Origin of the sequence: Pseudomonas putida (assembly GCF_001976065.1) — a bacterium.
Lineage (GTDB): Bacteria > Pseudomonadota > Gammaproteobacteria > Pseudomonadales > Pseudomonadaceae > Aquipseudomonas > Aquipseudomonas serbica.
In genome coordinates, this window is record NZ_MNAH01000001.1 from 857950 (window position 1) to 883421 (window position 25472).

General features: G+C 56.7%; 19 protein-coding genes and 1 pseudogene. 8 read left to right on the top strand and 12 right to left on the bottom strand.

From position 1 onward, the window contains the following. Positions 1-8 precede the first annotated feature (8 nt). The 4 genes from BKX96_RS03980 to BKX96_RS03995 all read left to right on the top strand — a co-directional run bounded on the left by BKX96_RS03980 (position 9) and on the right by BKX96_RS03995 (position 6716). Entirely contained in the window at positions 9-1370 is a 1362-nt protein-coding gene (locus tag BKX96_RS03980) for a DUF1329 domain-containing protein (RefSeq protein WP_077182750.1), read from the top strand. Between the two features lie 76 nt (positions 1371-1446). Beyond that, on the top strand, positions 1447-2511 hold the full coding sequence (locus BKX96_RS03985; RefSeq protein WP_077182751.1) for a WD40/YVTN/BNR-like repeat-containing protein: 1065 nt from the start codon (positions 1447-1449) through the stop codon (positions 2509-2511). 38 nt (positions 2512-2549) lie between these two features. Beyond that, a complete protein-coding gene (locus tag BKX96_RS03990; RefSeq protein WP_077182752.1) occupies positions 2550-4985 on the top strand; it encodes an efflux RND transporter permease subunit in 2436 nt (811 codons plus the stop codon). 96 nt (positions 4986-5081) lie between these two features. Continuing rightward, positions 5082-6716, top strand: coding sequence for a 3-(methylthio)propionyl-CoA ligase (locus BKX96_RS03995; RefSeq protein ID WP_077182753.1), 1635 nt, complete (start codon positions 5082-5084; stop codon positions 6714-6716). Between the two features lie 4 nt (positions 6717-6720). Here the strand turns inward: BKX96_RS03995 and BKX96_RS04000 are convergent, their stop codons facing one another. The 11 genes from BKX96_RS04000 to BKX96_RS04050 all read right to left on the bottom strand — a co-directional run bounded on the left by BKX96_RS04000 (position 6721) and on the right by BKX96_RS04050 (position 21128). Then, a complete protein-coding gene (locus tag BKX96_RS04000; RefSeq protein ID WP_077182754.1) occupies positions 6721-7989 on the bottom strand; it encodes an anaerobic sulfatase maturase in 1269 nt (422 codons plus the stop codon). 58 nt (positions 7990-8047) lie between these two features. Further along, positions 8048-10411 (bottom strand): arylsulfatase, encoded by a 2364-nt coding sequence (locus tag BKX96_RS04005; protein ID WP_077182755.1) that lies wholly within the window; start codon positions 10409-10411, stop codon positions 8048-8050. 79 nt (positions 10412-10490) lie between these two features. Next, complete coding sequence (locus BKX96_RS04010) at positions 10491-10967, bottom strand: 2,4'-dihydroxyacetophenone dioxygenase family protein (protein WP_077182756.1); 477 nt, start codon at positions 10965-10967, stop codon at positions 10491-10493. A 290-nt stretch (positions 10968-11257) separates the two neighbouring features. Further along, positions 11258-12682, bottom strand: a complete 1425-nt coding sequence (locus BKX96_RS04015; RefSeq protein ID WP_077182757.1) for a DUF1254 domain-containing protein — start codon at positions 12680-12682, stop codon at positions 11258-11260. A 74-nt stretch (positions 12683-12756) separates the two neighbouring features. Then, positions 12757-13569 (bottom strand): hypothetical protein, encoded by an 813-nt coding sequence (locus BKX96_RS04020; protein ID WP_077182758.1) that lies wholly within the window; start codon positions 13567-13569, stop codon positions 12757-12759. A gap of 24 nt (positions 13570-13593) precedes the next feature. Continuing rightward, positions 13594-14052, bottom strand: a complete 459-nt coding sequence (locus BKX96_RS04025; protein ID WP_077182759.1) for a glycine zipper 2TM domain-containing protein — start codon at positions 14050-14052, stop codon at positions 13594-13596. Between the two features lie 43 nt (positions 14053-14095). Then, complete coding sequence (locus BKX96_RS04030) at positions 14096-14773, bottom strand: DUF3313 domain-containing protein (RefSeq protein WP_077182760.1); 678 nt, start codon at positions 14771-14773, stop codon at positions 14096-14098. 151 nt (positions 14774-14924) lie between these two features. After that, on the bottom strand, positions 14925-16403 hold the full coding sequence (locus BKX96_RS04035) for a DUF1254 domain-containing protein (protein ID WP_077182761.1): 1479 nt from the start codon (positions 16401-16403) through the stop codon (positions 14925-14927). A 95-nt stretch (positions 16404-16498) separates the two neighbouring features. Then, positions 16499-17776, bottom strand: coding sequence for an OmpP1/FadL family transporter (locus tag BKX96_RS04040; RefSeq protein WP_082240447.1), 1278 nt, complete (start codon positions 17774-17776; stop codon positions 16499-16501). 287 nt (positions 17777-18063) lie between these two features. Continuing rightward, the gene (locus BKX96_RS04045) at positions 18064-19092 is read right to left on the bottom strand and encodes an AraC family transcriptional regulator (RefSeq protein WP_077182762.1); all 1029 of its coding nucleotides are present in this window, start codon (positions 19090-19092) and stop codon (positions 18064-18066) included. A gap of 581 nt (positions 19093-19673) precedes the next feature. Further along, entirely contained in the window at positions 19674-21128 is a 1455-nt protein-coding gene (locus BKX96_RS04050) for a tyrosine-type recombinase/integrase (protein ID WP_077182763.1), read from the bottom strand. Between the two features lie 680 nt (positions 21129-21808). Between BKX96_RS04050 and BKX96_RS04055 the strand changes: the two are divergent. Then, a pseudogene (locus tag BKX96_RS04055) lies at positions 21809-22048 on the top strand (KUP/HAK/KT family potassium transporter); the annotation flags it as partial. 23 nt (positions 22049-22071) lie between these two features. Here BKX96_RS04055 and BKX96_RS04060 read toward each other — a convergent pair. Continuing rightward, positions 22072-22974: a LysR substrate-binding domain-containing protein gene (locus BKX96_RS04060; RefSeq protein ID WP_077182764.1), complete on the bottom strand. Its 903-nt coding sequence runs from the start codon at positions 22972-22974 to the stop codon at positions 22072-22074. A 110-nt stretch (positions 22975-23084) separates the two neighbouring features. Here BKX96_RS04060 and BKX96_RS04065 point away from each other — a divergent pair, with 110 nt between their 5' ends. The 3 genes from BKX96_RS04065 to ycaC all read left to right on the top strand — a co-directional run bounded on the left by BKX96_RS04065 (position 23085) and on the right by ycaC (position 25413). Next, positions 23085-23951 carry a pirin family protein gene (locus tag BKX96_RS04065; RefSeq protein WP_077182765.1) on the top strand — a complete coding sequence of 289 codons (867 nt, stop codon included), beginning with the start codon at positions 23085-23087 and terminating at the stop codon, positions 23949-23951. 77 nt (positions 23952-24028) lie between these two features. Continuing rightward, a complete protein-coding gene (locus BKX96_RS04070) occupies positions 24029-24709 on the top strand; it encodes a hydrolase (RefSeq protein ID WP_077182766.1) in 681 nt (226 codons plus the stop codon). Between the two features lie 77 nt (positions 24710-24786). Further along, entirely contained in the window at positions 24787-25413 is a 627-nt protein-coding gene (ycaC, locus tag BKX96_RS04075) for an isochorismate family cysteine hydrolase YcaC (protein WP_077182767.1), read from the top strand. The last annotated feature ends 59 nt before the right edge of the window (positions 25414-25472 follow it).

The following is a 25472-nucleotide window of genomic DNA, read 5'->3' on the forward strand; positions in this document are numbered from 1 at the left end:
GTCACTCCATGAAGTTCGTCAATACGCTTTTGTTCACTGCCTTGACCGTTGCCATCGCGGGTGCGGCACACGCAGCCGTGTCCCCCGATGAAGCAGCCAGACTCGGCAACAGCCTGACAGGCGTCGGCGCTGAAAAGATCGGTAATGCCGACAACACCATTCCGCCCTACACCGGCGGTCTCACCACGGCGCCGGCCAGTTTTCAACCGGGTAGTTCGTTCCGTCCGGACCCTTATGAGGCCGACAAGCCACGCGTTGTCGTCGATGGCAAAAACGTCAGTCAATACACCGACAAACTGACCGCAACCACGCAAGAACTGCTCAAGCGTTACCCGACGTTCCGGGTCGATGTGTTTCCGACTCATCGCAGCGTTGCGCTGCCTCAACGGTTGCTGGATAACACCGCAAAAAACGCCGTCGGCACTAAAACACTCGAAGGCGGGGTAGCACTGGAGAACGCGTTGCCGGGCGTTCCGTTCCCGATCCCGAAAGATGGTTATGAGGCCATGTGGAACCACTTGCTGCGTTATCAGGGGTATGCCACCAATTTGAAATATGACTCCTGGAACGTCGACAGTTCCGGGAGGGCAATTCTGGCCACGTCCGGCAATGCCTATCTGGAATACCCGCTGTACGATCCCAAGCGTATGGACCCGGCGAAAGAAACGGATCTGTTCTTCAAGACCAAACTCTACTACCAGGCCCCGGCCCGTCGCGCGGGCGAAGCCATCCTGGTGCAGGATGCCGTCAACCCTCTGAAAATGGAGCGTCGTGGCTGGCAATACCTGCCAGGTCAGCGCCGCGTGAAACTCGCACCGGATATCGCCTACGACACGCCAAACCCTGGCTCGGCCGGTGCTTCGACCTATGACGATGCCTGGGTATTCAACGGCGCAATGGACCGTTACGACTTCAAACTCGTCGGCAAGAAGGAAATGATCATTCCTTACAACACGTACAAGTTGAACTACCACAAGGTCGCTGCGGATATCACCACGCCGCATCACGTCAATCCAGACCTGATGCGCTGGGAGTTGCACCGCGTGTGGGTGGTCGAAGCCACGCTGAAACCGGGCAAACGCCACATCTACAGCAAGCGCACCTTCTACCTCGACGAAGACAGCTGGATCGCCCTGGCTTCGGATGAATATGACGCCAGCGGCAAGCTGTACCGCGGGTCCTTTGCACACATGGCATACAGCTATGACGTGCAGGCGCCGAATTCCGATAACCACATGATTTATGACCTGGTCTCTGGCAGCTACAACATCACCGGCATCTACGGGCCGTACGGCGGCGTCAAGTACATCGACCCGCTTTCGAAAGCGCAATGGGCACCTGAGTCATTGGCCGGCACGGGTATTCGCTGAGCCGTAACGCAGGTGTTTTCTTGTCGCCGACAGTGTGTATCGCACTGTTCGGCGGCTTTTTTGCCGAGTAGACCTCATGAATACATTTAGATGGATTGCGCTCACTGCGCTAATTTTGGCGTTGGCTGCCCCATTCACCAGATCCGTCGTCGCCGCTGACTTTGTCGACGTGCTGTCGAGCCCCGCGATTCAGAGTGACAAGGCGATTGGCGGGGTGTTCACCGGGCTGACCCGTGCAGGTCAGCGCCTGGTCGCCGTGGGCCAACGCGGCCATATTTTTTATTCCGATGACAACGGCGTCCGCTGGCACCAGGCAGAAGTGCCGGTGAGTTCCGATCTGGTGGCCGTGCATTTTCCGAGCCCGACGCAGGGGTGGGCGGTCGGGCACGACGGCATTGTGTTGCACAGCGACAACAGTGGTGAAACCTGGAAGCGTCAGCTCGATGGCCGTCAGGTGGGGCAGATCATGCTCGAACATTTTCAGAGGCAAGAAGGGCAACAGCCCAACGATGCGTTATTGGTCGAGGCTCAACGAATGGTCGATGAAGGGGCTGACAAACCTTTTCTGGACGTTTGGTTCGCCAATGATAAAACCGGATATATCGTCGGCGCGTTCAATCTGATTTTCCGCACTGAAGACGGCGGCCGGAGCTGGGTTCCGTTGATGGATCGCACCGACAATCCGGGAGCACTGAATCTCTACGGGATACGAGCAATCGGCGATGACCTGTTCATTGTCGGTGAGCAAGGCCTGGTGTTGAAACTGGACTCGGCAACGCAACGCTTCATCAACATCCCGACGCCCTACAGCGGCAGCTATTTCGGCATAACCGGCAAGCCGGGCTCGGTGCTCGTCTATGGCCTGCGAGGCAATGTTTATCGCAGTGTCGATCACGGCGTGAACTGGGACAAGGTTGAACTGGGGCTGTCCTCAAGCATCACCGCGAGCACGATCACCGCCGACGGCCGAATCATCCTGGTCAGCCAGGCCGGGCATGTGCTTGTCAGCACCGACGACGGCGCCAGTTTCACGCTAAAGCCACAAGACCGCCTGGAGCCCGCCGCTGCGGCGCAGGCCATCGCATCAGACGTCGTGGTGGTCGCGGGCGCACGGGGCTTGCGCCAGTTGCCCTTCGAATGAGCCCACATCCCACATAATAAAAAGAGACGAGCCACTTCATGGGTAACTATAACCTCGATACGATGCCGGTGATCCGAGAGCTGAAGGGCTTCGATGCACGCTCCGGCAATGTCCTTGAACGCCTGATTTTCAACAACCGCCTGCTGGTGGTGCTGACCTGCCTGATCGTGACGGTATTGCTGAGCTATGTCGCGGCCACTGGGCTGATGCTCAATGCCAGCTTCGAAAAGATGATTCCGCAGAGTCAGCCGTACATCAAAAACTACCTTGAGAATCGTCAGGCGTTGCGCGGGCTGGGCAATACGGTTCGGGTGGTGGTGGAAAACACCGACGGCGACATCTACGACCCGAAATACCTGGAGGTGCTCAAGCAGGTTAATGACACCTTGTTCCTGACCCCGGGCGTGGACCGGGCCTGGATAAAGTCATTGTGGACGCCTGCCGTGCGCTGGACCGAGGTCACGGAGGAGGGCTTCCGTGGTGGCCCGGTCATGCCGGACTCCTACGACGGCTCGGCCAGTGGGGTCGAGCAACTGCGCTTGAACATCGCCCGTTCCGGCATCATCGGCAGTCTTGTCGGCAATAATTTCAAATCGAGCATGATTGTGGTGCCGCTGCTGGAGAAGGATCCGGTCACGGGCGCAGCAATCGACTATCACCATTTTTCGCGGATGCTTGAAGAGCAGCTACGCAACAAGTTTGAGTTTGCCGGCAGTAGCGCGGTACACCTCGCCGGTGAAGAGGGCAAAGGCCCGATCAAGATCCGCGTGATCGGTTTCGCCAAACTGGTGGGCGATCTGATCGATGGCCTGATGCTGATCATGATGTACTTCGGTGCCGCAGCGCTGATCGCTACTGCCATCATCTTTGGCTTTACCCGTTGCGTGCGCAGCACCGCGCTGGTGATTCTGTGCTCGGTGGTTGCGGTGGTGTGGCAACTGGGCCTGATCACCTTGTTCGGTTATGTACTCGACCCGTTTTCGATTCTGGTGCCGTTTCTGGTGTTCGCCATCGGCGTGTCCCACGGTGCGCAAAAAATGAACGGGATCATGCAGGACGTCGGACGCGGCACCCATCAGTTGATCGCCGCGCGTTACACCTTCCGTCGTCTGTTCCTGGCCGGACTGACCGCATTGCTGGCCGATGCCGTGGGTTTTGCGGTGCTGATGCTGATCGACATTCCGGTGATCCAGGACCTGGCCGTCACCGCGAGCATTGGTGTGGCGGTCTTGATCTTTACCAACCTGGTGTTGCTGCCAGTGCTCCTGTCTTATTGGGGTGTCAGTCCCAAGGCGGCGGCGCGCAGCTTGCGTCAGGAAAGTCAGGAGCTGAAAGGGAAAGGGCTGGGCAATGTGTGGAGCCTGCTTGACCGCTTTACCGAGCGTCGTTGGGCAACAGTGGCGGTGGTGGTGGCCGGGTTGCTGGCGGTAGGTGGCTTCATGGTCAGCACGCATTTGAAAATTGGTGATCTCGATCCGGGCGCCCCCGAGCTGCGCGCCGACTCACGTTACAACCGCGACAACGCCTACATCACTGCCAACTATTCGCTGTCCAGCGACCAGTTTGCGGTCATGGTCAAAACCGCCAGCGAAGGTTGCCTGAAGTACGAAACCCTGGTGGAAGCCGATCGTCTCGGCTGGCTGCTGCAACAGCAACCGGGCGTGCAGACGACCGTGTCACTGGTCAACGCTGTGCGCCAGATCACGGCGGGTTCCTATGAGGGCAACCCGAAAATGCTGACCGTCGCGCGCAACCAGAACGTGTTGAACTACGGCGCGCAACAGGCCTCGGTGAACAACCCGGAACTGTTCGACAGTGATTGTTCAATGATGCCGGTGATCGCTTATCTCTCCGACCACAAGGCCGAAACCCTCGATCACGTGGTGAAAGTGGCCGATCAGTTCGCCCGTGAGCACAGCAACGACGATCGGCAGTTCATGCTCGCCGCCGGTAGCGCCGGGATCGAAGCGGCGACCAATATCGTCGTGCGCGACGCCAATCGCACCATGTTGTTTTACGTGTATGGCGCGGTGATCGTGCTGTGCTTCATCACCTTCCGCAGCTGGCGAGCGGTAGTGGTGGCGGTCGTGCCGTTGATGCTGACGTCGATTCTCTGCGAGGCGTTGATGGTCTGGCTGGGCATGGGCGTGAAGGTCGCGACCTTGCCGGTGATTGCCTTGGGTGTCGGCATCGGTGTTGATTACGCGCTGTACCTGCTCAGCGTTCAATTGGCTCAGCAGCGTGCCGGTCTGTCGTTGACCGAAGCCTACAAAAACTCGGTGGCGTTCACTGGCAAAGTGGTGGCGCTGGTTGGCATCACCCTGGCGGCGGGCGTCATCACCTGGGCCTGGTCGCCGATCAAGTTCCAGGCCGACATGGGCATCCTGCTGACGTTCATGTTCATCTGGAACATGGTCGGCGCCTTGGTGCTGATCCCGGCGCTGTCGCATTTCCTGCTCCGTCGCGCTCCTTGAAATGATTGCTTGCATGATTTATCCGCTCCGCCACCTGTGAGTCTCTGCCGTTTCTGAAACATCGACATCAAACAAGAATAAAAGGAACACAAAACCATGCTGGGCTTGATGCAAGATCAACCGCTGTTGATTTCTTCCGTTCTGGAACATGCGCTGAAGGCGCATTCGCACACCGAAATTGCCTCACGTACGGCAGATGGAACGGTGCATCACTGCACTTACGCCGACATCGGCGAACGCGCTAAACAAGTGGCCAATGCACTGGTTGCGTTGGGCGTGCAATCCGGCGATCGAATCGGAACCCTGGCCTGGAACGGTTACCGGCACATGGAATTGTATTTCGGTGTGTCGGGCATGGGCGCGGTACTGCATACGATCAACCCGCGGCTGTTCGCCGAGCAGATCGAATTCATCGCCAACCACGCCGAGGACCAGTACCTGCTTTTCGACCTGTCGTTCGCTGAGTTGGTCGAGCAGATCGCGCCGCGCCTGAAGACAGTCAAAGCGTTCATCGCTCTGTGTGAGCGGGAGCAAATGCCGGCAATCAATGTGCCTGGCTTGATGTGCTACGAAGACCTGATCGCCGGGCACAGCAACGACTTCATCTGGCCTGAGTTCGATGAGCGCACGGCATCGTCAATGTGCTACACCTCGGGTACCACTGGCAATCCAAAGGGTGTGCTGTATTCGCACCGTTCTTCGATCCTGCATTCGCTGGCGCTGTGTACCTCGGAGGGCTTCGGTCTATCGGCGGCGGATTCAGCGTTGTTGGTTGTGCCGATGTTCCACGTCAATGCCTGGGGAATGCCGTATGCCGCCGCAATGTGTGGGGCAAAATTGGTGTTGCCGGGCGCCGCACTTGACGGCGAGAGCCTCTACACGCTGATGCGAGATGAACAGGTGACCCTGGCGCTGGGTGTTCCGACGGTGTGGATGATGCTGCAACAACATGTCGAGACTCAGGCTCTGCAACCGGCGACAGAGCTGTGCCTGAACCGGGTGGTGATCGGCGGAGCCGCCGCGCCGTGCAGCCAGGTCGAGACGTTTGAAACCCGTTTCAATGCGCGTGTGTTGCATGCCTGGGGGATGACCGAGATGTCCCCGCTGGGCACCATCTGCAATCCGCTGCCCAAACACCGTGATGCTTCGCTGGAAGCAGTGCTCGACTTGCAGGCCAAACAAGGGCGGGCGTTGTTTGGGGTGTCGATGAAGATTGTCGATGAGCAAGGCGCTGAACTACCGCGAGACGGCAAGGCAAGCGGTCTTCTACTGGTCAAGGGACCATGGATCGCCAGCCAGTATTACGGCGGCGAGGGAGGGCAGATTCTTGATAGCGAGGGCTGGCTCGATACCGGTGACATCGCAACGATCGACACTGACGGCTACATGCAGATCACCGACCGCGCCAAGGACGTTATCAAGTCGGGTGGCGAGTGGATTTCCTCGATTGATCTGGAAAACGCTGCCGTCAGTCACCCGGCCGTCGCCGAAGCGGCGGTGATCGGCATCCCTCATCCCAAATGGCAGGAACGGCCGTTGTTGGTGGTGGTGCTCAAACCTGGTAGAACCGCGAGCAAAGACGATCTGCTGACGGTGCTGCAAAGCCGCGTGGCGAAGTGGTGGCTGCCGGACGATGTGGCCTTCGTCGAAGCGCTGCCGCATACCGCCACCGGCAAATTGCAAAAGATGCAGCTTCGCGAACAGTTTCGCGACTTCAGATTTCATAGCTGAAAGGCTATTTATCCAAGGGCACGATCAGCGGGCCGGCGAAGGCCTGCATGATCAACGCCACGGGTTGGTTGTGGCTGACCAGTTGGGCCATGGCGTTCATGTAGGGCGTCAGGTGACGAAAGTATTTCTTGTAGCTCGGACACAGATAGTTCAGACCCGGCTCGCCGTTGGGCGCGTTCATGAAGCGGTTTTTCGGGCATTCGCCATGGCAGGCGAAGCGGTAATCGCACTGCTGGCAATACGTCGGCAGTGTCTCTTCCTTGGCGGCGCCAAAGGCTTGTTGCGCAGCAGAGGCGAGTAGCAGGGCCGGATCATCGGTCTTCAAGTTGCCCAGCAAATACTCGGGATACATGTAGTGATCGCAGGAGTAGACGTTGCCGTCGTGCTCCACGATCGCCGCTTTGCCGCAGCGCGGGCTGAACAGGCACACCGAGGCCGGTAGCTGACACCATGAAGCCAGTGCCCACTCGAAGTTCATGACATGAACCTCCCCGACGTCCTGGCGCACCCACTCGTCAAAAATCGTGATGAGAAAATCGCCATAGGCCTCGGGGGCAACCGTTTGCTCCGTCACCATCGCCGGCTCCGGCACCACGTGCAAGCGCAATTCCGGCGGGATAGCGAAATGCAGACCCAGACTGACCTGTAAGGCGCTTGGCACGCGTTCCACCACGGGATTGAACTGAATATGACGAACGCCCTCTGACTTGAGGAATCGATAGATTTCCAAGGGGAATCTGGCGACATCGCGCGCCACGGTCACCAACACATTGAAGTCGACGCCATGCCGCTTGAGCAGTTCGAGACCGTGCATCACGTCATCGAAACTGGAGCGTCCACGCTTGTCGGGGCGATAGAGGTCGTGAACGAATCGCGGGCCATCGAGGCTGATCCCCACCATGAAGCGTTCACGGGCGAGGAACGCGCACCAGTCGTCATTGAGTAACGTGCCATTGGTCTGCAACGTGTTGCGAATGACTTTGTTCCCCGCGAACTGGCGTTGATACAGGACCGCGCGCTGGAAAAAATCCAGCCCCAGCAACGTCGGTTCGCCGCCTTGCCAGGTAAATTCGACCTCAGGCGTGGGCTGGGCCTCGATGTAGCGCTGCACATACAGACGCAGCACCTCGTCGGTCATGCTGAAGCGTTCCCGAGGCGGGTAAAGCTGTTCTTTTTCGAGGTAGAAACAGTAGCTGCAATCGAGGTTGCAGATCGGCCCGACGGGTTTGGCCATGAGATGCAAGCCCTGGGGCGGGGATTCGTGGGTAGGCATGGGGGCAGGGTCCGGGAGTCATCTGTTTGCCGCCCGGTTGTCCGGGCGGCATTGTGGGTCAAGGCAAATATGTCACGTGTACATCCTTGACCTTGCCGTTGAATGCGAAGGGCGCACGCTCGAAATAGTCCAGGGTGACGGGGGAGCCGAGGTCTTGAGCCACGTCGAAGGTTTCGCTGGCGGTGAACGTCAGTGCCGGAGTAAACGACGTCACCCCTTTGGCGACTTCCTGCCCGTCAAGTCGCAGGCTCAGACTGGCCGGCGCTCCGGGCTTGGCTGACGACAGGGTCGTCAGCACTTCGATACTGACTTTGCCTGCGGGTACTCGTTCGGTCGAACGCAGTTTGACTCGAGAGATAGCCAGCGCGTTGTACTCGTAGTTCAGGAAACCGTCATCCATGTACAGGCTGACCCCGCCACCGATTCCGCCCAAGGCATACAACACGCCGGTGGCGTTAGCTGGAACCTCGGCGTCGACGAAAACTTTGCTGTTCTGATTGCGCAGGTTCGGGGCCGCAAATTCCGGAAAGCGCTGGACGCGATCGCTGAAATGCCATTCGCGTTGGCTGCTGGAGATTCGTGCGGTCGGATCGAGGAAGGGGTAGAGACCGGCACCAATCGGATAGACATGGTTTGCCTTGGCCTGCACGTCAAACTCCGCCTTCAGCTCCGCAAGTTTTTGCGGATTGATCGCGGCTACATCGTTGGCCTGGGAGTAGTCGTTTTGCAGGTTGTAGAGCGACCATTGATCATTCGCCGGATTCCAGCCCATGAACTGCGCAAAACCTTGCACCCAGGGTTTGCGCGGGCCAAAAACCGAGGCCATCCAGCCATCCTTGTAGATGCCGCGACTGCCCAGGACTTCGAAGTATTGCGCCGGTTTTTTCGACTTCACCTGAGCGTCATTGAAGGTATAGCGCAGGCTGATGCCATCCATGGGGTCCTGAGCGATACCGTTGACCTCTTTGGGTGGCATGATCGACAGCACGTCGTAGACCGTTGGGGCAATGTCGTTGACATGGTGAAATTGTCCGCGAACTCTGGCGTCGGCCTTGATCTGTTTCGGCCAGGAAACGGCCAGCGGCGTGCGCGTACCGCCGAAGTAACCAGCGACCAGTTTAGTGCCAACGAATGGCCCTGATCCTGCCCAGGCCCACGCAGCGTTGTACATGCTTTCAAGTTTGGGACCGCCGAGCGCGGACAAGCCGCCATACATCTCGTCGAGGACTTTCAGCTGCTGCTCTTTGGGAACTGGAATCCCGTTTTGGGCCAGCAACTCATTAATCGTGCCCTCCATCCCCTCGGAAGAAGCGCCGTTGTCGCTGAAGACATAAAAGATCAGCGTGTTGTCGCGCTTACCTTCACGCTCCAGTTCGTCGAGGATCTTGCCAGCCTGCGTGTCGGCATGTTCCAGGAAGCCGGCATACACCTCCATCAACCGAGCCTGATACTGTTTCTGTTCGGAAGACAAGCTATCCCAGGCTGGGAGTTCCGCCGGGCGTGGGGTGAGGACGGCGTCCTGGGGGATAAAGCCCAGCGCTTTCTGGCGAGCGAACGTCTGCTCACGATAGGCATCCCAGCCACCGTCGAACTTGCCTTTGTATTTATCGGCCCATTGCGCATTCACCTGGTGCGGGCCATGTACGGCACCCGGTGTCCAATACATGAAAAATGGTTTTTCCGGCGCGTAGGTCTGATGGTCTTGCAGCCAGTTTACGGCCTGATTGGCGAGATCTTCGCTGAGGTGATATTTCGGATCTCGCGCCGGTTCGATTGGCGTTGTGTCGCGGTACAGACGCGGTTCGTACTGAGAGGTTTCGCCGGCCAGGAAACCGTAGAAATGTTCAAAACCGTAGGCCGTCGGCCATGTATCGAAAGGACCGGCCGCCGTGGTGTCCAGGGGGGGGGTGTTATGCCATTTGCCAAACGCGGCGGTGCTGTAGCCATATTGCTTGAGCACCTCGGCCATGGTCACCGAGCTTTTGGGGATCTTGCCGGTGTAGCCTTCCCAATCGGTGGCCAGCTCTGCGATGACGCCGTTGCCAACTCGGTGATGGTTGCGTCCGGTAAGCAAAGCGGCGCGAGTTGCGGAGCTGATGGCAGCGGTATGAAAAGCGTTGTAGCGCACACCGCTGTCGGCGACTCGACTCAGGGTCGGCGTATGGACTGCGCCGCCGACGGTGTCGGACTGCGCGAAGCCGGCGTCATCGAGCATGATCACCAGAATATTGGGGGCCTCGGCAGGAAGGCGGGATTGCTGCTGACGTTTCTGGTGCTTCGATTCTTGCAGCGTCGGTTTGGCGTCACTGGCCGAAGGCGTCGGCGGGAAAGGCAGCGAGTCTTGTGCGGATGCGACCGAGCTGGCCAACAGTGCGCAGAGTTTCAGGGTGAAACGTCCGGCGGGTTGCAGCTTCTGGGACATGGGTGTCTCCGTTTTTTATTCATTGCGACGGCGCAGCCGCCCGGTCGAACACCGGACGGCCGAGAGATTGGAGAGCAGGTCAGACCGCAAAGCTGGTGATGTCTTTGGGCTCGATATCATTGGCTTTGCAGAACGCCAGGTAACGATCCACGCTGGATTTCCAGTTCTCGATGGCCACGACGTTGTTGTTGTCGTCGTAATACAGCAGGTCGCCCTGGGTGATGTTCAAGGTGATCAGTTCATCACCATATTCAGTCAGCACGATCGGCGTATGGCTGGAACCTGCGGTTTCGAACACCACGCCGCCCTGTGTCGAGATCCAGTCGTGCTCCAGGTATTTCCAGCCACCCTTGACGGTGTAAACGATGACCGTGCCGGAGTGATAGTGCTTGGGCAGAGAAGACCCGGCCGGGGCCTTGAGCAGGGTGATGGTTTCCCCGCGAACCGGGTCGCATTTGATGTATTTGATGAAGATTTCATCACTGTAAGGTGCGAACGGAACCCACGGCAGGTCCTCGTCGTTGATGGAGGAGGTGTCGATGTTTTCATAAAACATGCTTGTTGTTCTCTATTGGACGGTGGAAGGAACTGCGCGGTGTATTAAGAGCATCGTGAACAAACCGTGCTCACACCGCCCCCCTCTTGAGGAGGGGTATCCATCCAATGGCGTTGAATCGCGGCATTCGGAGTGCCGCGCAAATAACGCCAAAACAACAATATCTACGGTTTGCGGCCACCGTCGGCCTTTGGGTGATCAAATCGGACGTCAGGGCCTCTGCGAAACCCTGACGCTCCGGTTTAGCGGCGGCATGCCAGCGCCGTCCGCTGCAACTGGTCGTTAGGCGCTCAATTGATTTTAACGATCGCGGGCGGACTCCACGTGCCTTTGCCAGGAGGCAGGACGGAAGGGGTTTCGGTCTTTGGCCAATACAGGCGCATCACCATGTAGATCAGATCATTCGGTGCGGGCAGCCAGTTGCTTTCCTTGTCCGCGCCGGGCGAGTCCTTCTGGATGTAGAGTGTCAGCGAGCCGTCTGCATTCTTCTTCATGTCGGGTAGCATCGGCGAGTTGATGAGGTAGCGATTGATCGGGTTTTTAATCAGCAGTTGCGACTTGCCGTCGTACATTGTCACCGACCAGAAAGCATTGACCGGCGGAAGCTGTCCAGCGGGAAAGGTGATGGTGTAGTTGTGTTTGCTGCCGTCAAGCGGCGTACCGTCGGACAGGATCTTGGCCATCGGATACGTGGCCTCTTCGGCGTCGTTGGCGTAGATGCCCGCTTGCGCGATGGCGGCACGCTTTAGCCAATCATCCTTGTAGAACGCCGCGTCACCGCCGGAACTCACGATGTTCCAACCATTGACCTGCGTGCCGAGATGATTGACTGCATTCTGGACCTTCGCATGCCCAGCCTGCATGCCCTCAACCACTGCGGCCTTTTGCTCGGCGGAGAGCTCCTGGAAGTTGAAATCCTTGCCGGCGCCAATGCCCAGGTGGGCCAGCTTCGCGCGGATCGCCGTTTCTTCCGGTGTAGCAGGGGCAAGCTGCATTACAACGCCCAGATATTTGAAGAAGTCGGTCTTCACCAGGTCCTTGTCGATCTTCGGTAAGTCGAGCGCCGGCGCGGCAGGCGGCGCAGGCTGCTTGAGATAAGCCGATAGCGGCCGGGCCGCATAACCGGACTGGATCTTCTCGACGTTTGGCATGTCCGCCGGGTTGTAGAGCTGAGTGCGAAAGATCACGAAGGGCAGTTGTGTGCTGGAACGAAAAACCTTCTTGATGCCTGTCGGGGTCACGCCCTTCCAGTCTGGGCCGACCAGCATGTAATCGCCGGCTGCGTTGCCGGTGGTACGGCTGCCGATGTAACCGAAGTTGTTGGTGCTGTTATCGATGAGCTGCACCGAGTAGTACCGCGGTTTCTCTACCGCCGGTACCGAGAGCACCATCGGCTCGCTCCGCAGGTCCATGAACATCAAGGAATACGGTGTGTCGCTGTTCGGCGAGACGATGGCCGTGTCCTTGTAAGTAAAAACATTGTGCATGCTGTGAATGTGGTTGAACGGCGCCTTGTACTGGCCGGAGTTTTTGTCCACGGCATAGTCGTACATGATCGCGTAGTTCATCACGATGGGCAGACCGTAGATATAGCCTTCTTCGGCGATGGCTTTCGTTTCGGCGGCAGTGATGTCCGCTGCTTGGGCGTGCGTAAGTCCAAAGGACGCGAGCAATGCCAGCGCACAGCCAAATGTTCTCGGGAGTGTGGTTATCATGAACTTGAAACTCCATTTTTCGTACTGGATGAGTGAGTCGGCCAGTTAACTGCAGGTCCGGTGATATTCTAGTTTCACTTAGGAAAAAGGAGGGTGTACGCCACTCGAAAGCCCCAGCCGTGTGCACCCTCTTCAGGACTGTCCGCCCAGTATCGCGGTCCCACCTGAAGGCTCATGGGCTGCTTGCCGACTTTGAACAATTGCGTCACGAACAAGTTGATCGGCACATTCCACTCCCTGGCTTCCCAGTCGTAAGTGGATTCGGTATTAATTCCAAAACTGGTGTACGACGTTGTCGTATAAACCAGGAAGGGTTGTAGATACGTCTGGTTGACCTTCTCCTTGTCATCGGCCGGGTCGTTGTCCAGTGACCAGATATGGTTCGCCAGAATACCGGTCGTCCAACCGTTGGCTTGCTTCAATGCCACCGCTGTCGGTCCAATTCCCCATTGTTCGCTACTCAGAAGCTCATCACTGCCGGTCGGTAACAACAACGCGGGGCCTGCGCCCCAGATCCAGCCGTCCTCGGTGGGCTTTTTGGGCGAGAAAAAGAAGCTTTGCGAGGTGTCGCCCACTCCGCTTTTATCGGCGATACCCCTCGGTGCCAACCCGTGCTGATCAATGATCGGGAGGATCGTGCGAGAAATCAGATTCCAATCTTCATTAAGTGTGAAGGGTAATACCGGCTGGATATTGGTTACGCTCTGGATTCCATTACCGGAGGGACCCATTTTCTGATTCCAGTTGTATTGAATGGGCAAGCTGTACAGTGCCGCGACTGGATTTAATGACTGCTTAGCCAGTTCCGCCTGATCGTCAGCCTGGCTGGAAACGGAAATACCTAAAAACAAAGGTGATAGTAAGAGTCGTTCAATGTACTTGGTCATGTCGAATTCCGTTTACAGTCAGCCTTAACTGCCTTGCGGCATAACGCGGGCATCATTGCCTGAGCCTTGGATATACACCTTCGAGCCTTTAGCCAGGGACGGATTGATCGGTTGGGTTACCGATACGAGCACGCCACTGCTGACCCGCACGATGATCTGTTGCGCCTCGACCGGTTGGTCATACTTTTTCTTCTCGGCGTAGTTACCGCCAGCAGCACCGGCGAGCGCGCCGGCAACCATGGCGACGTCACGGCCGGTGCCTCCCCCGATCAAGCTGCCAAGCGCCAGACCGCCAAGGCCACCGAGTACGGCGCCGACACCACTGTCGTGGTTGGTCTGCATCTGCGTCAGCGATATCTGCTCGATCTTCCCTGAGCGAATCTCGATTTCACCAGCGCCACCATCGGTTGACCCGACGGCGGAACAGGCACTTATCAGCACCGTCATCAACGTGACTGACAGCCAGGACAGGATTATTTTCATTACGGTTCACCTCGTTATTGGTATTTGGCAGTTCAATCAAGGCTTAACTGCGAATGAACGCCCAGAGATCGACATTCAACTTGTCGATCGCCGCTTTGAAGTCCTGGGCGGTGATCTTCTGACTTTCGTTTTCCAGCGTTGTACCAAACACTTTGCGTACTACCTTGGCTACCGTCTGGTTGGTTCTCGCATCGATAATCTCGGCCTCGATGAACAAAGTGCTGTCCTGATCACGGTGGCCGGTGGCGGCCTGTGTTGCTCCGACCACGGCGGCGATCGGCACCACTTCGTACCATTTCATCCCTTCGTTTTCGGCATTCACCCCGGTGATCGCCGCACGCATCAGCAGGGTGTTGGAACCCACCGGCGCGGCGCTGGTATTGGAAACCACACGGTATTTCTGACCCAGGGTGCCTTTAACCTTACTGGTCATGTAGTTCTGGATGTCGGTCAGCGTTTGCTGGTTGACCCGCTCATCGGGCTTGGGCGCGGGATAAAGCTCCAGATTGTTGAACACCACCGTGTCATAGGCATTCGGGTTCCACGACGGACTGACCCAACGCATTGTTGTACCGCCGCTTGCCGTTTTGACTTCCTGCAAGTTGTTGTAGTTGGACAGATAGCCCGAGTATTGCTCGGCTTCAGTGACTTTCGATACGCAGCCGGTCAATAACAAGCTGCTCAGTGCGGCACTCGTTATCCATTTGTGCGAGAAGTTCATATAACGGTACTCCTTGAGGGATATGTTCCTGAATGTCTTTTATTCAAGGTCAGATTCTGTGGCCTTAGCCCCTTCGGAATAGGCCCCACTGGATCTCAGCCTGAGCAATCGAACGACTGCTTGCCAACTGCAAGCAGTCGCAAGCGTCGCGTTACTTCAATGCCACCACTGCCGGCGGCTGCCAGCTGCCGCTGCCTGCGGGAAGAATTGAAGGCGGCGTGGCCTTCGGCCAATAGAGGCGCATTACCAGATAGGCCGTGTCGTCAGGCGCGGGCAACCAGTTGGACTCCTTGTTCTTGCCCGGCGAATCCTTTTGGATATACAGCGTCAGTGAACCGTCCGCGTTCTTTTTCATGGCCGACAGCATCGGCGAATTGATCAGGTAGCGGTTGATCGGATTCTTGATCAGCAGTTGGCTCTTGCCGTCGTACATGGTCACCGACCAGAAGGCATTGACGGGCGGCAGTTTGCCGGCGGGGAAGGTCAGCGTGTAGTTGTGCTTGCCGGTATCCAACGTCTGGCCGTTGCCATCGGTACGCGTAATGGGATACATCGCCTCGGCGGCGTCATTGCCGTACAAACCAGCCTTCGCGGCGCCAGCACGCATCAGCCAGTCGCCTTTGTAGAACGCCTGGTCGCCGAAGAACGCGCCGACGCTCCAGCCGTTGATATTCTTCATTCCGCTCGAGAGGAACTTGTCGACCTTTTCGTCGCCGGCTTTCATTCCGAGCAGGACCACGGCCTTGTGCTCGAGCGAGAGATCCTTGAATTCGAAGCTCCGGCCGGGGCCTACGCCGATGCTGGCCAGCTTGGACCGGATCTCCTTGTCGTCTGCCGATGGCGGCACATACTCCAACGCGGCTGACAGGTACTCGAAGAAGTTGGCCTTGATGCCCCCCGTCGTGGCCGGAACGAAATCAATCTTCGGCACAGCGGGCGGCGCGGGTTGATGGAGGAAAGCGGACAGCGGCTGGACCTTGTAACCCGCCTGCACCTTCTCGACCTTCGGCATGTCGGCCGGATTGAACAGCTGAGTGCGGATCAGCGTCAGTGCGAAAGGGGTCGTGGAGCTGAACACCTTGTCGATGCCTGGAGGTGTCGCACCCTTCCAGTCGGGGCCTGCAATCAAATAGCTCCCGGGTGCGCTGGCCGTGGCCCGACTGCCGATGTAGCCGTAGTTATAGGTATTGCCGTCGATCAGTTGCACCGAGTAGTAGCGTTTTTTGGAGACGGCCGGCACGGTGATCACCAACGGCTCGGCGCGCAGGTCGGTCCAGAGAAAGGAGTACGGCGTGTCGCTGTTGGGGGTAATGATGGCCGTGTCAGCGGGGGTCGCGACCTTATGATCGTGGTGCAGTTGGTTGAAGGGGGCCTTGAACTGGCTGGACTTGGAGTCCACCGCGAATTCGTTCATTACGGCGTAGTTCATGACCAGCGGCAAGCCGTAGATAAAGCCTTCCTCGGCGATCGCCTTGGTTTGCTCCAGGCTCGGCGCGGGAACGCCCTTGGTCACATCGGCCTTGTCGGCCTGTGTGATCGGATCGAGCTTGCTCGTGCACCCGGTGAAAAGCGTTGAACCTACGACGACCGCCGCAGCCAATGTCCAGCCACTGTGAGACTTCCTGTTCATTTTCACCTCGTTAGTTTTGTACAAGCCGGTGTCGTGAGCGTTCATGCCCACGGTTAGATACTAGGCATGACACCTGAAACGCTCTTGGATTTTTCTCAGTAGCGCCAAGTCATGTTGCCAGTCAGGGCTTGAATCCAGGCGTTGTCGAACTCGCCTGAGACACGATTACCTGACAACGTTTTTTGCTGATCGACGGACATGTCCCCCATCCACACCGTGACCCAACTGAAATTCACGTCTGTCTCTTTATTCAGTGAATAAGTAAAGCCTGTGGCGAAGCGCCAGGCGGCGCCCATGGGCACGGTGAGCGTACGATTACCGTCGGACACTGCGGACGTGTCATAGGCGACACCGAAATCCCAGACCCAGTCCTGGTTCATCTGGTATTGAGCGCCAAGCGCCAATTGATACGTGTCTTTGTAATGCGCATCGATTGAAGCGGCCCGGGAACCGGTTCTGGACGTGTCTACGTCAATGCCGATGTCACCGAATTTCGACCAGTCCTGCCAATTGACCGAGGCCAGAACGGCCCATTGCGTATCCAGTTGCTGGTACAGGCTGAGGGTCGCCGTTTGCGGTACTTTCAGGTCGATTTTGGTGTTGAGGTTGTTGAGGCGACTCACTAACGGAGCACTGCTCTTCACATCCAGGCGATCCTCGAAGTCGAGGTCAACCTGACTGGTGTAAGCCAGGCCAATCCGGGTACCGGGCTTTGGGGCATAAATCACGCCTGCGTTGGCGCCGTAACCCCAGGTGCTGTCCCGGTATTTGTATTGGCCGTCACCCCGTTGTGTCAGTCCGAGCGGCGCCTGATCGATGGCGGCTTCGCTCTTCAGCATCCCGTACATGGCTTTGAGTCCGACGCCGACGGACCATTGATCGTTGAAGCGATAGGCGACACTGGGTACCAGTGACAGTCCCGCAATGCTCGCGTTCTGTACGAAATAACGGCCGGACCAGTCATTGTCGTAGTTTACAGCCAGACCGAAATCGCCATAGGAGCCGAAACCGACGGACCACCGATCATCCAGTTGATGGCTGATGAAGAAACTGCCACCCGGTATGGGATCGAGCGCGTTACCGCTGCCAGTGCCCGGCGTATTGGTTTCACTGTCCCGATCGAACGATAAGTCACCAAAAAGAACCTGAGCGCCAGCGGAGATCTGTGTTCCGCTGAGGTAGCTCAAGCCGGCGGGGTTGCTGGCAATGGTCGAAGGGCCTTGTGCCCGGGCCGCTGCACCGGCATTGGCCAGTCCGACGTTGTCGGTGGCGGTTTCGTACAACATTAGGCCACCGGCAACACTTCGGCCACTGGTCAAGAGTGTCAGCGCACCAAGAACAGCAATCGACAACACGCTTTTATTCAATGGCATGAGATCCTTCTCTTCAGATCACTCAATCGATATCGCTTAGATCGCCCCAAGGCCGAGGCGCCGTCTTTTACTCGTGCGGCTTTCTTGAGTGTCTGCGCGGAACTCCAACCGCAGGTGCAACTAATCGCCGGCCTCAAGAACCGTTCAAAAAACCGAAGAGCAGCTTTGCGACCAGCCTGTTGTTGCGTTCACTTTACGACAATCATCAGAAAGGCACCTTGCATTTTCGGACAGTGCGTGCGGTATCGCGGGGGTATGGGAATTGTTGAATCAACCCTCGATGGAAGTTACCCCAGCCCGTCTCTCCAATGCTGTGGTGACGTATTTGTCCACGTTTTGAATGCACGGGAGAAGGCGTTTGGATCCTGGTATTGAAGGGTTTGAGAGATTGTGGATATCGGCAGATCGGTATCTTTCAAGAGCTGCCGCGCGAAGTTGCTTCTGGAATCGGTGATTAGTTCTTTCAGGTGAGAACCTTCCGCATCCAGCCGGCGTCGCAGCGTTCTTTCATGCAATGAGAATTGACTGGCGATGTGCTTGGAGTTTGCCTGGCCTTGCAATAATAGAGCGTATGCCTGGCTCTTTATTTTTTCTGACATCGTCAAATGTGACGTGGCGATCGAAATAGCCAGTTTAAGTAGATGGTGTAAGCGTGGATTCGCCGTACATTGAATTTGCCGGAGTTGCTGATTGTTTATTACAAGCCCGGAGATGCTTGCATTGAACTGAATGTTACAGCGAAATTTTCTGACGTACGGGTTGATATCGGATGGCTTGCGATATGAAAACTGCACACGAACGGGGGTCCAGTTAGCGCCTAACAATGTCCGCAACATTTGCAGGCCAACCATGACGGCAGTGTCAACTAGTAATGATTGATTGGGCAGGTCGTGGCGATAAATAACATATCCCAACAAACTGTGTTGACCCGCCAAGGGAAGAAGGAGTGGGGTCGCACCACGATCATAGAGATTGGCATGCCCGACCAGATCGTTCAATGCATCGCCTGGTGTAGTCGCAAGACGCATAAGCTGACCCACCGGACCCAAATTTTCCAGCGAAAAGCGCTCACCGATCAACAGGCCAATATGGGGGCACTGAGTGTGTTCGAACGCCGTGTTGAACAGACGAGCAACGTCCATGTAGGCGAGATGGTTGTCTTCATATGCAAATTGCTCAAGGCTGATACCAGCGTCTTTGAAAACGCCTCGCGAGGAGCCCCCTATCGCGTCAACTACTTCCGGGAACCTACGGAATGGACTTGTACTAATTTCTCCAGGCCCGCCCATTCTTAAAGATGATTTTTTGGAGGGCATATAAGCTCGCTATCATTCCTGAAACTGGGGCATTGGCCACGCTGGCGAACATCTGACACATGACGAGCAAAAGAGCGTAGCGCCCAAGAGCCGGCGCCTGGCACCTCGCGGCCGTTCTGCGCTGCCAGTCCTTGGACCGAATCATCGAATACACGAGTCGTGCGCATTAATTGAATCCAAAAATACATAATATTGAATACATTGGTTTTAGCACGGATGCGCTTTTTTTCAAATAGTCCATAGAGACTCTGCTCCACCATAATAGCCGCTTCCATATATCGACGAAGCTTGGTTAGAGGGCATTCTTCTGATGGTTTCGTTTCGAGTACTTGGTAAGAAACAAAAAATGAAGTGGAGCCAACAGAGGGAGTGGGCCCTCTTTTTCTGTTTTAGCAAGGCGACTGTCCGCCCTCAAGGGTTGTCGCTTGCCGGCGCTTTGGGAACGCAGATGTGTCCGATGTCGTTTATCTGCGAAGACTGCTATTGGCCGATTTCTGCCGGTCATTAAGCCGAAATCAAGCTGAAGAACGTGCTCGGCGATGTTTGCGCAACGATGAGGACTCAACACTAAAGACGCCGGCTTAAGAAGGCGGTAAAGAGCCAGTCGCGGTATTCGCAGGAAAAGACAGCATCGACTCGGCTGGCGGATGCTCGTAGGTGGAGGACAGCACGGCACTGAGTCGATCGCCCAACAGGTCCCAAGCGCGCTTCTTCTCTTCGGCATAATCGTGATGCAGGTAGTGGCGCCTTACCCGGGAGCCGGCCAACACATGGTTTTGGCAGCGGTCGATGACGTCCAGGCTGACCCCCAAGGCCTGCATCATGGTCGCACCGGTGCGGCGTAGGTCATGCGGCGTCCAGTCGCCGTTTTGGCCGTGGGCAAGGACCAGGGTGTCGTCGTGACGCCGTCTGGAGAGGGCCTTGCGGTTTTTGAACCGGGCTTGGCGGTCACCCACCTGTTTGCTCACCACCTTCACGTCCACATGCCCATCATCCTGCTTGTTGGGAAAGCACCATTGGCTATGTCCAGTAAGGGTTTTCAAGTCCTGAAAGAAATGCAAGGCGAAGGGGGAGAGGAAAACATGGTGATCCTGTTTTTTGCCCCGGGTGCCTTTGACGTTTTCACTGGGGAGGAACCAGGTCTGCCGGTCCAGGTCGACATTTTTCCATTCGGCCTGCAGTAACTCACCAATCCGGCACAAGGTGCCCAGGCTGATCCAGAGCGCAAGTTGAGTCTCCTTCTTTAATGGACGAATACCTTCGTACTTTTGACCAGCGGGGAGGGCGTTGTAATCGGCGGTCATTTGCTGGAAGCGGTTGTGCAGTTCCAACAGCTCAGCCGGCAAAAGGATGCGGCTTCTTTCTGCCTCGTAGCCGGCGGGGATCAAGGGGGAGATGTCGACCAGTTCGGTCGGATCGCCCTCGATCAATAAGGCCCGCCAGGGCTGACGCTTTCTGGCCCAGCTGAACATCTGAGTTAGGTCGGCGAAGAAACTGATGGCTTGCCGGTGAGCGCCGCGGTTGAGCACGGTGCGGATCAGCGCCCGAACATCGTGTTCGGAGACGCTGCTCACCGCGGTCTTGCCAAGTGCCGGAAAAAGGTCTTTGTTAAAACGGCGTTGTAGTTCGGCATTGCCATCTTTGCGCGCCACGCCATCCAACAGCCAGGCCTTGGCCAGATCTTGGACGGTCAGCGTTTTCACCCTCGCCGTTTTTACTTGTTCGGCCTCTACCTTAGCCGCGGCGTATGCCTGCGCCTTGGCGGTTTTCTTCTGCTCGTTGGGATTGATTTGCTCATCGATGAGCGCTCGGGCCTGGTTGCGAGCCTTGCGGATGTCCGTCAGGGATTTGCGCGGCCAGGAGCCGCAGGAGTACTCTTTGTTCTGGTCACCCCACCGATACCGATAGAAAAAGCTGACTGTCACGCCGTCCTTGCGGACTGAGATTCGACCGGCCAGATTGCCATCCTCCCTGAGGATTCGGCCGGCATCTTCAGCGGTCAGCGACTCGAGTTCTTTGATGGTGATTTTAGCCATAAAATAGGTTCCCCCTACTTTTACCCCCACAAAAACGTCGGCTCTTGATGGACGTTACTGGACTCTCGTAGAGCAGAACACCGCTGGAGCTCAAGTAAATACTAGCTTAGAAAAATCCAGAGTAAAATTTTGGAAGCTTTCAAGAAGTATGAAAAAGGAGATGGGGTGCTAGGGGTCGAGTGTTCGAATCACTCCGTCCCGACCATATAATTCAAGGGGTTGCGAGATTTTATCTTGCGACCCCTTTTCATTTTTGATCGTTTTTACCCCTATAAAACGACTGGCTCTCGGTGGAATCCTCACTGCGTTCGTGTGAATTGATGCCTTACTCGGCGGTTTCCTAATGAGCAACGCCTCAAAAATGTTAAGTATTTTTACGGTGATTTTTGTTACTCGCAACGATACTGGCCCGTAAAGTTGACAGTGATTTTATGCCTCGCAACGCTCACTTTCCTTGGTTTATCTTCAAGATTTCCTTGGGCTGATCAATGCTGCTTTTAGGGGGAGCAGAAGGTAGTGCGGGGCGGTCGCAGGCCCTTCAGAAAGAGTAATTACTTGGCTGTGCAAGGACTGCTGTCATTATTACTCATTTGAATCTGATGGCAGTTTCAGTGAAGTCCACAACGGCCGTGAAATCTCACGGAATGCGTTTTCGGCCCTCAATCTTCGAGTCGTAGAAAATGAGCGAAACAGCGACCCATGCAATTGAAGAACCCCATCGCAAAACTTCAGCAGTAGGACTGCTCGTCGCTGCTGTTGGGGCGGTGTACGGAGATATTGGCACCAGCCCCCTGAACACGCTTAAGGAAGTGTTTGCCGGTCACTACGGTGTTCAGGCCAATCATGATGGCGTGCTGGGCATTCTGTCGTTGTTCTTTTGGTCGTTGATCTGGGTTGTCTCGATCAAGCGGCTGGTCTTTTGCTTTTTCCCTCATAACAATCGTTAAGCAGGATGACCCTCGAACGATTTCGCAAGGAAATCAATCAGTGCCCGTACCGAGGGAAGCAACCCTCGGCGGGAGGGGAACACTGCCGTGATGACGCCCTCAACGGGTTGCCACTGTTCGATCAATTTGATTAAACGGCCATCAGCCAATTCCTGACTGATCGTTGTCAGCGGCAACACTGCCATGCCAACGCCTTCGAGCACTGCACTTTTGAGCACGGCTATATCGTCGCTGACTAGGCGCGGAAAATGACTGACCTGAGCTGTTTCACCCGTTGGCCCGTTTAGTTGCCAGTGGTAGTGCGACTGAACCGTGCCCCAGGCCACACTGGGCAGATCGATGAGGTCCGCCGGCAACGCGAGATCAGGAACAAGCTGAACAAGGGCCGGACTCGCAACCAGTACCTGCGGACTTTTCGCCAGCACTTTCATTACTAGTTCGCTGTCTTCCAACGGTGGAAAACACAGACTCAAGGCCAGGTCGTAGCCTTCGCTGATGACGTCGACTCGACGATTATAACTTTTCACGTACAACTCGACCGACGGGCACTGTGCCATGAACTGACCCAGCATCGGGGCGAGCCAGAAGTTCAGCAATGGCGTGGTGCAACTCAAGCGGATCACACCTCGCGGTTCCGAGCGGTTCTGCTCAATCACATCCTCTGCCGATTCCGCCTCGGCCATCATCGCGACGCAATGTCGGTAGTAGGCCTGGCCAATGTCAGTGACCTGAAACTGCCGTGTTGAGCGCTGGATCAGCCGCATGCCCAACCGACTTTCCAACTGATTGACCCGCCGACTCAGCGTTGACTTGGGCATGTCCAGCGCGCGACCAGCAGGGGCGAAACCGCCGTGTTCGACCACTTTCGCGTAAATAAAGAGTTCGTTGAGATCAATCACAGGAGGTTTCACTGTTCCATTTTCGAGACTGTGAAGTCTAATCCGCTGACTACCGACATCCAAGTTCGGCGACTAAGGTAAGTGCCTGGCTTCGTCACGAGCGATGCTCCATGAAGAAACTTCTGGGTATCTATGGCAGCCCCAAGCGGCACTGGGTAGGCGATGGCTTTGCTGTGCGGTCATTGTTTACGTACTGCACATTGGGGCGCCACATTAGCCCGTTTTTAATGCTCGACTATGCAGATCCCACGGATTTTCCGGCCTCGCGGCATAGGCGAGGGACAGGCCAGCATCCGCAGCGCGGGTTCGAAACGGTGACGATGATGTACCAGGGCGAGCTGGAGTATCAGGATTCCACAGGTGCGGGCGGCAAGATTGGCCCTGGAGATGTTCAGTGGATGACAGCGGCGCGCGGGATGCTTCATGAGGCGCTCCACTCGGCGGATTTCAGTCGCACGGGTGGAACACTGGAGATGGTGCAACTGTGGGTGAATCTGCCCGCGAAAAACAAAATGTCCGGGCCTCGATATCAGACGATTTTGAATCGCGACATGGTGCGAGTCAGCCTTCCTGACGATGCAGGTCAAGTGCGCGTGATTGCCGGTGAGTACGCCGGGCGCAAAGGCCCTGCACAGACGTTCACACCCATGGATATATGGGAGATACGTCTGAACGCAGGCAAGAGCATTTCCCTGCAGTTAAGGGCTGGCTTCACCTGTGCAGTCGTCCTGCTCACTGGGGGCATTGGGCTGAATGGCAATGCAGTTTTGCGGGATGCACAGGTAGCGCTGCTTGATCCTGCTGGCGTCAAGCTATTGCTGGAGGCCTGTAGCGATTCGAAGCTGGTCCTGCTCTGCGCAGAGCCCATTGATGAGCCCATCGTTGGCCAAGGCGCGTTTGTCATGAATACCCAGGCAGAAATAGTCCAGGCCATCACGGACTTCAACAGCGGCCACTTTGGACAGATTACCCCATGATCCATTTTCGGAGTGTCATTGGTTGACATTGCGAAGTCTGTCGGCGGCTAAGCCGTCTTTTCTCAAAGGAGAACGTCATGAGTAGCCCGGCTAATTTCAACAACCAGAGACCTGTGATCGACCCATCCAATGTCGCCATGCTGCTGATCGACCACCAAAGTGGTCTGTTCCAGACAGTGGGCGATATGCCGATGCCCGAGCTACGCCTGCGCGCAGCGGCGTTGGCCAAGATGGCGACGCTGGCCAAGATTCCGGTCATCACCACGGCCTCCGTGCCGCAAGGTCCGAATGGGCCGCTGATTCCCGAGATTCATGAGAACGCCCCACACGCCCAGTACGTGGCGCGCAAGGGTGAGATCAATGCTTGGGACAACCCGGAATTCGTCGCTGCCGTGAAGGCCACGGGCAAGAAGCAACTCATCATTGCCGGCACCATCACTAGCGTGTGCATGGCGTTCCCGGCCATCAGCGCCGTGTATGACGGCTATCAGGTCTTTGCCGTGGTGGATGCCTCAGGCACCTACACCAAGATGGCTCAGGAAATTACGCTCGCGCGAGTGGTTCAGGCGGGTGTAGTCCCGATGGATACCGGTGCTGTCGCGTCTGAGCTGCAAAAATCCTGGAACCGTGACGATGCGCAGCAATGGGCTGAGGTCTACACCAAAATTTTCCCGGCCTACCAGTTGCTGATCGAAAGTTACATGAAGGCTCAGGCTGTCGTGAGCAACCACGAAGTATTGGACTCCCAACGCAAATAACTGAATCCAACATGAGGGGAGTGCGCCCTCATCAGTGGAGGCCATCGGGGCTTCCGTTGATTACCTGGAGAATGAAAATGTCCACTGCCTACAAACGTCTCGATAAAGATCAAGCGGCCGTATTGCTGGTCGACCATCAGACCGGTCTGTTGTCGTTGGTACGCGACATCGATCCGGACAAGTTCAAGAACAACGTGCTGGCGCTGGCCGATCTGGCCAAGTACTTCAAACTGCCGACCATTCTGACGACCAGCTTTGAAACGGGCCCGAACGGCCCACTGGTGCCGGAGTTGAAGGCTCTGTTCCCGGATGCTCCTTACATTGCGCGCCCAGGGCAAATCAACGCCTGGGACAACGAGGACTTTGTCAAAGCCATCAAGGCTACCGGCAAGAAACAACTGATCATCGCCGGGGTGGTGACCGAAGTCTGCGTGGCGTTCCCGGCACTGTCGGCAATCGAGGCGGGCTTTGATGTGTTTGTGGTGACCGACGCGTCCGGTACCTTCAATGCCCTGACCCGTGATTCGGCGTGGAACCGCATGTCGACGGCCGGCGCACAGTTGATGACCTGGTTCGGGCTGGCCTGTGAGCTGCACCGCGACTGGCGCAATGACATCGAAGGGCTGGGAACGCTGTTCTCCAACCACATTCCGGACTACCGCAACCTGATCACCAGCTACACCCAACTGACTTCCGACAAGTAAGTTCGAGCCAGGGACCACGACAGCATCAGTGGCCTTTCAACGGTGTGTTGAACAGGCCC

Coding starts and splice junctions, on each gene's coding strand:
- BKX96_RS04045 (WP_077182762.1), bottom strand. CDS start 19,092: ATGCCCTCCAAAAAATCATCTTTAAGAATGGGCGGGCCTGGAGAAATT.
- BKX96_RS04010 (WP_077182756.1), bottom strand. CDS start 10,967: ATGTTTTATGAAAACATCGACACCTCCTCCATCAACGACGAGGACCTG.
- BKX96_RS03985 (WP_077182751.1), top strand. CDS start 1,447: ATGAATACATTTAGATGGATTGCGCTCACTGCGCTAATTTTGGCGTTG.
- BKX96_RS04040 (WP_082240447.1), bottom strand. CDS start 17,776: ATGCCATTGAATAAAAGCGTGTTGTCGATTGCTGTTCTTGGTGCGCTG.
- BKX96_RS04005 (WP_077182755.1), bottom strand. CDS start 10,411: ATGTCCCAGAAGCTGCAACCCGCCGGACGTTTCACCCTGAAACTCTGC.
- BKX96_RS04050 (WP_077182763.1), bottom strand. CDS start 21,128: ATGGCTAAAATCACCATCAAAGAACTCGAGTCGCTGACCGCTGAAGAT.
- BKX96_RS04030 (WP_077182760.1), bottom strand. CDS start 14,773: ATGAACTTCTCGCACAAATGGATAACGAGTGCCGCACTGAGCAGCTTG.
- BKX96_RS04000 (WP_077182754.1), bottom strand. CDS start 7,989: ATGCCTACCCACGAATCCCCGCCCCAGGGCTTGCATCTCATGGCCAAA.
- BKX96_RS04015 (WP_077182757.1), bottom strand. CDS start 12,682: ATGATAACCACACTCCCGAGAACATTTGGCTGTGCGCTGGCATTGCTC.
- ycaC (WP_077182767.1), top strand. CDS start 24,787: ATGTCCACTGCCTACAAACGTCTCGATAAAGATCAAGCGGCCGTATTG.
- BKX96_RS04020 (WP_077182758.1), bottom strand. CDS start 13,569: ATGACCAAGTACATTGAACGACTCTTACTATCACCTTTGTTTTTAGGT.
- BKX96_RS04025 (WP_077182759.1), bottom strand. CDS start 14,052: ATGAAAATAATCCTGTCCTGGCTGTCAGTCACGTTGATGACGGTGCTG.
- BKX96_RS04035 (WP_077182761.1), bottom strand. CDS start 16,403: ATGAACAGGAAGTCTCACAGTGGCTGGACATTGGCTGCGGCGGTCGTC.
- BKX96_RS03980 (WP_077182750.1), top strand. CDS start 9: ATGAAGTTCGTCAATACGCTTTTGTTCACTGCCTTGACCGTTGCCATC.
- BKX96_RS03995 (WP_077182753.1), top strand. CDS start 5,082: ATGCTGGGCTTGATGCAAGATCAACCGCTGTTGATTTCTTCCGTTCTG.
- BKX96_RS03990 (WP_077182752.1), top strand. CDS start 2,550: ATGGGTAACTATAACCTCGATACGATGCCGGTGATCCGAGAGCTGAAG.
- BKX96_RS04065 (WP_077182765.1), top strand. CDS start 23,085: ATGAAGAAACTTCTGGGTATCTATGGCAGCCCCAAGCGGCACTGGGTA.
- BKX96_RS04070 (WP_077182766.1), top strand. CDS start 24,029: ATGAGTAGCCCGGCTAATTTCAACAACCAGAGACCTGTGATCGACCCA.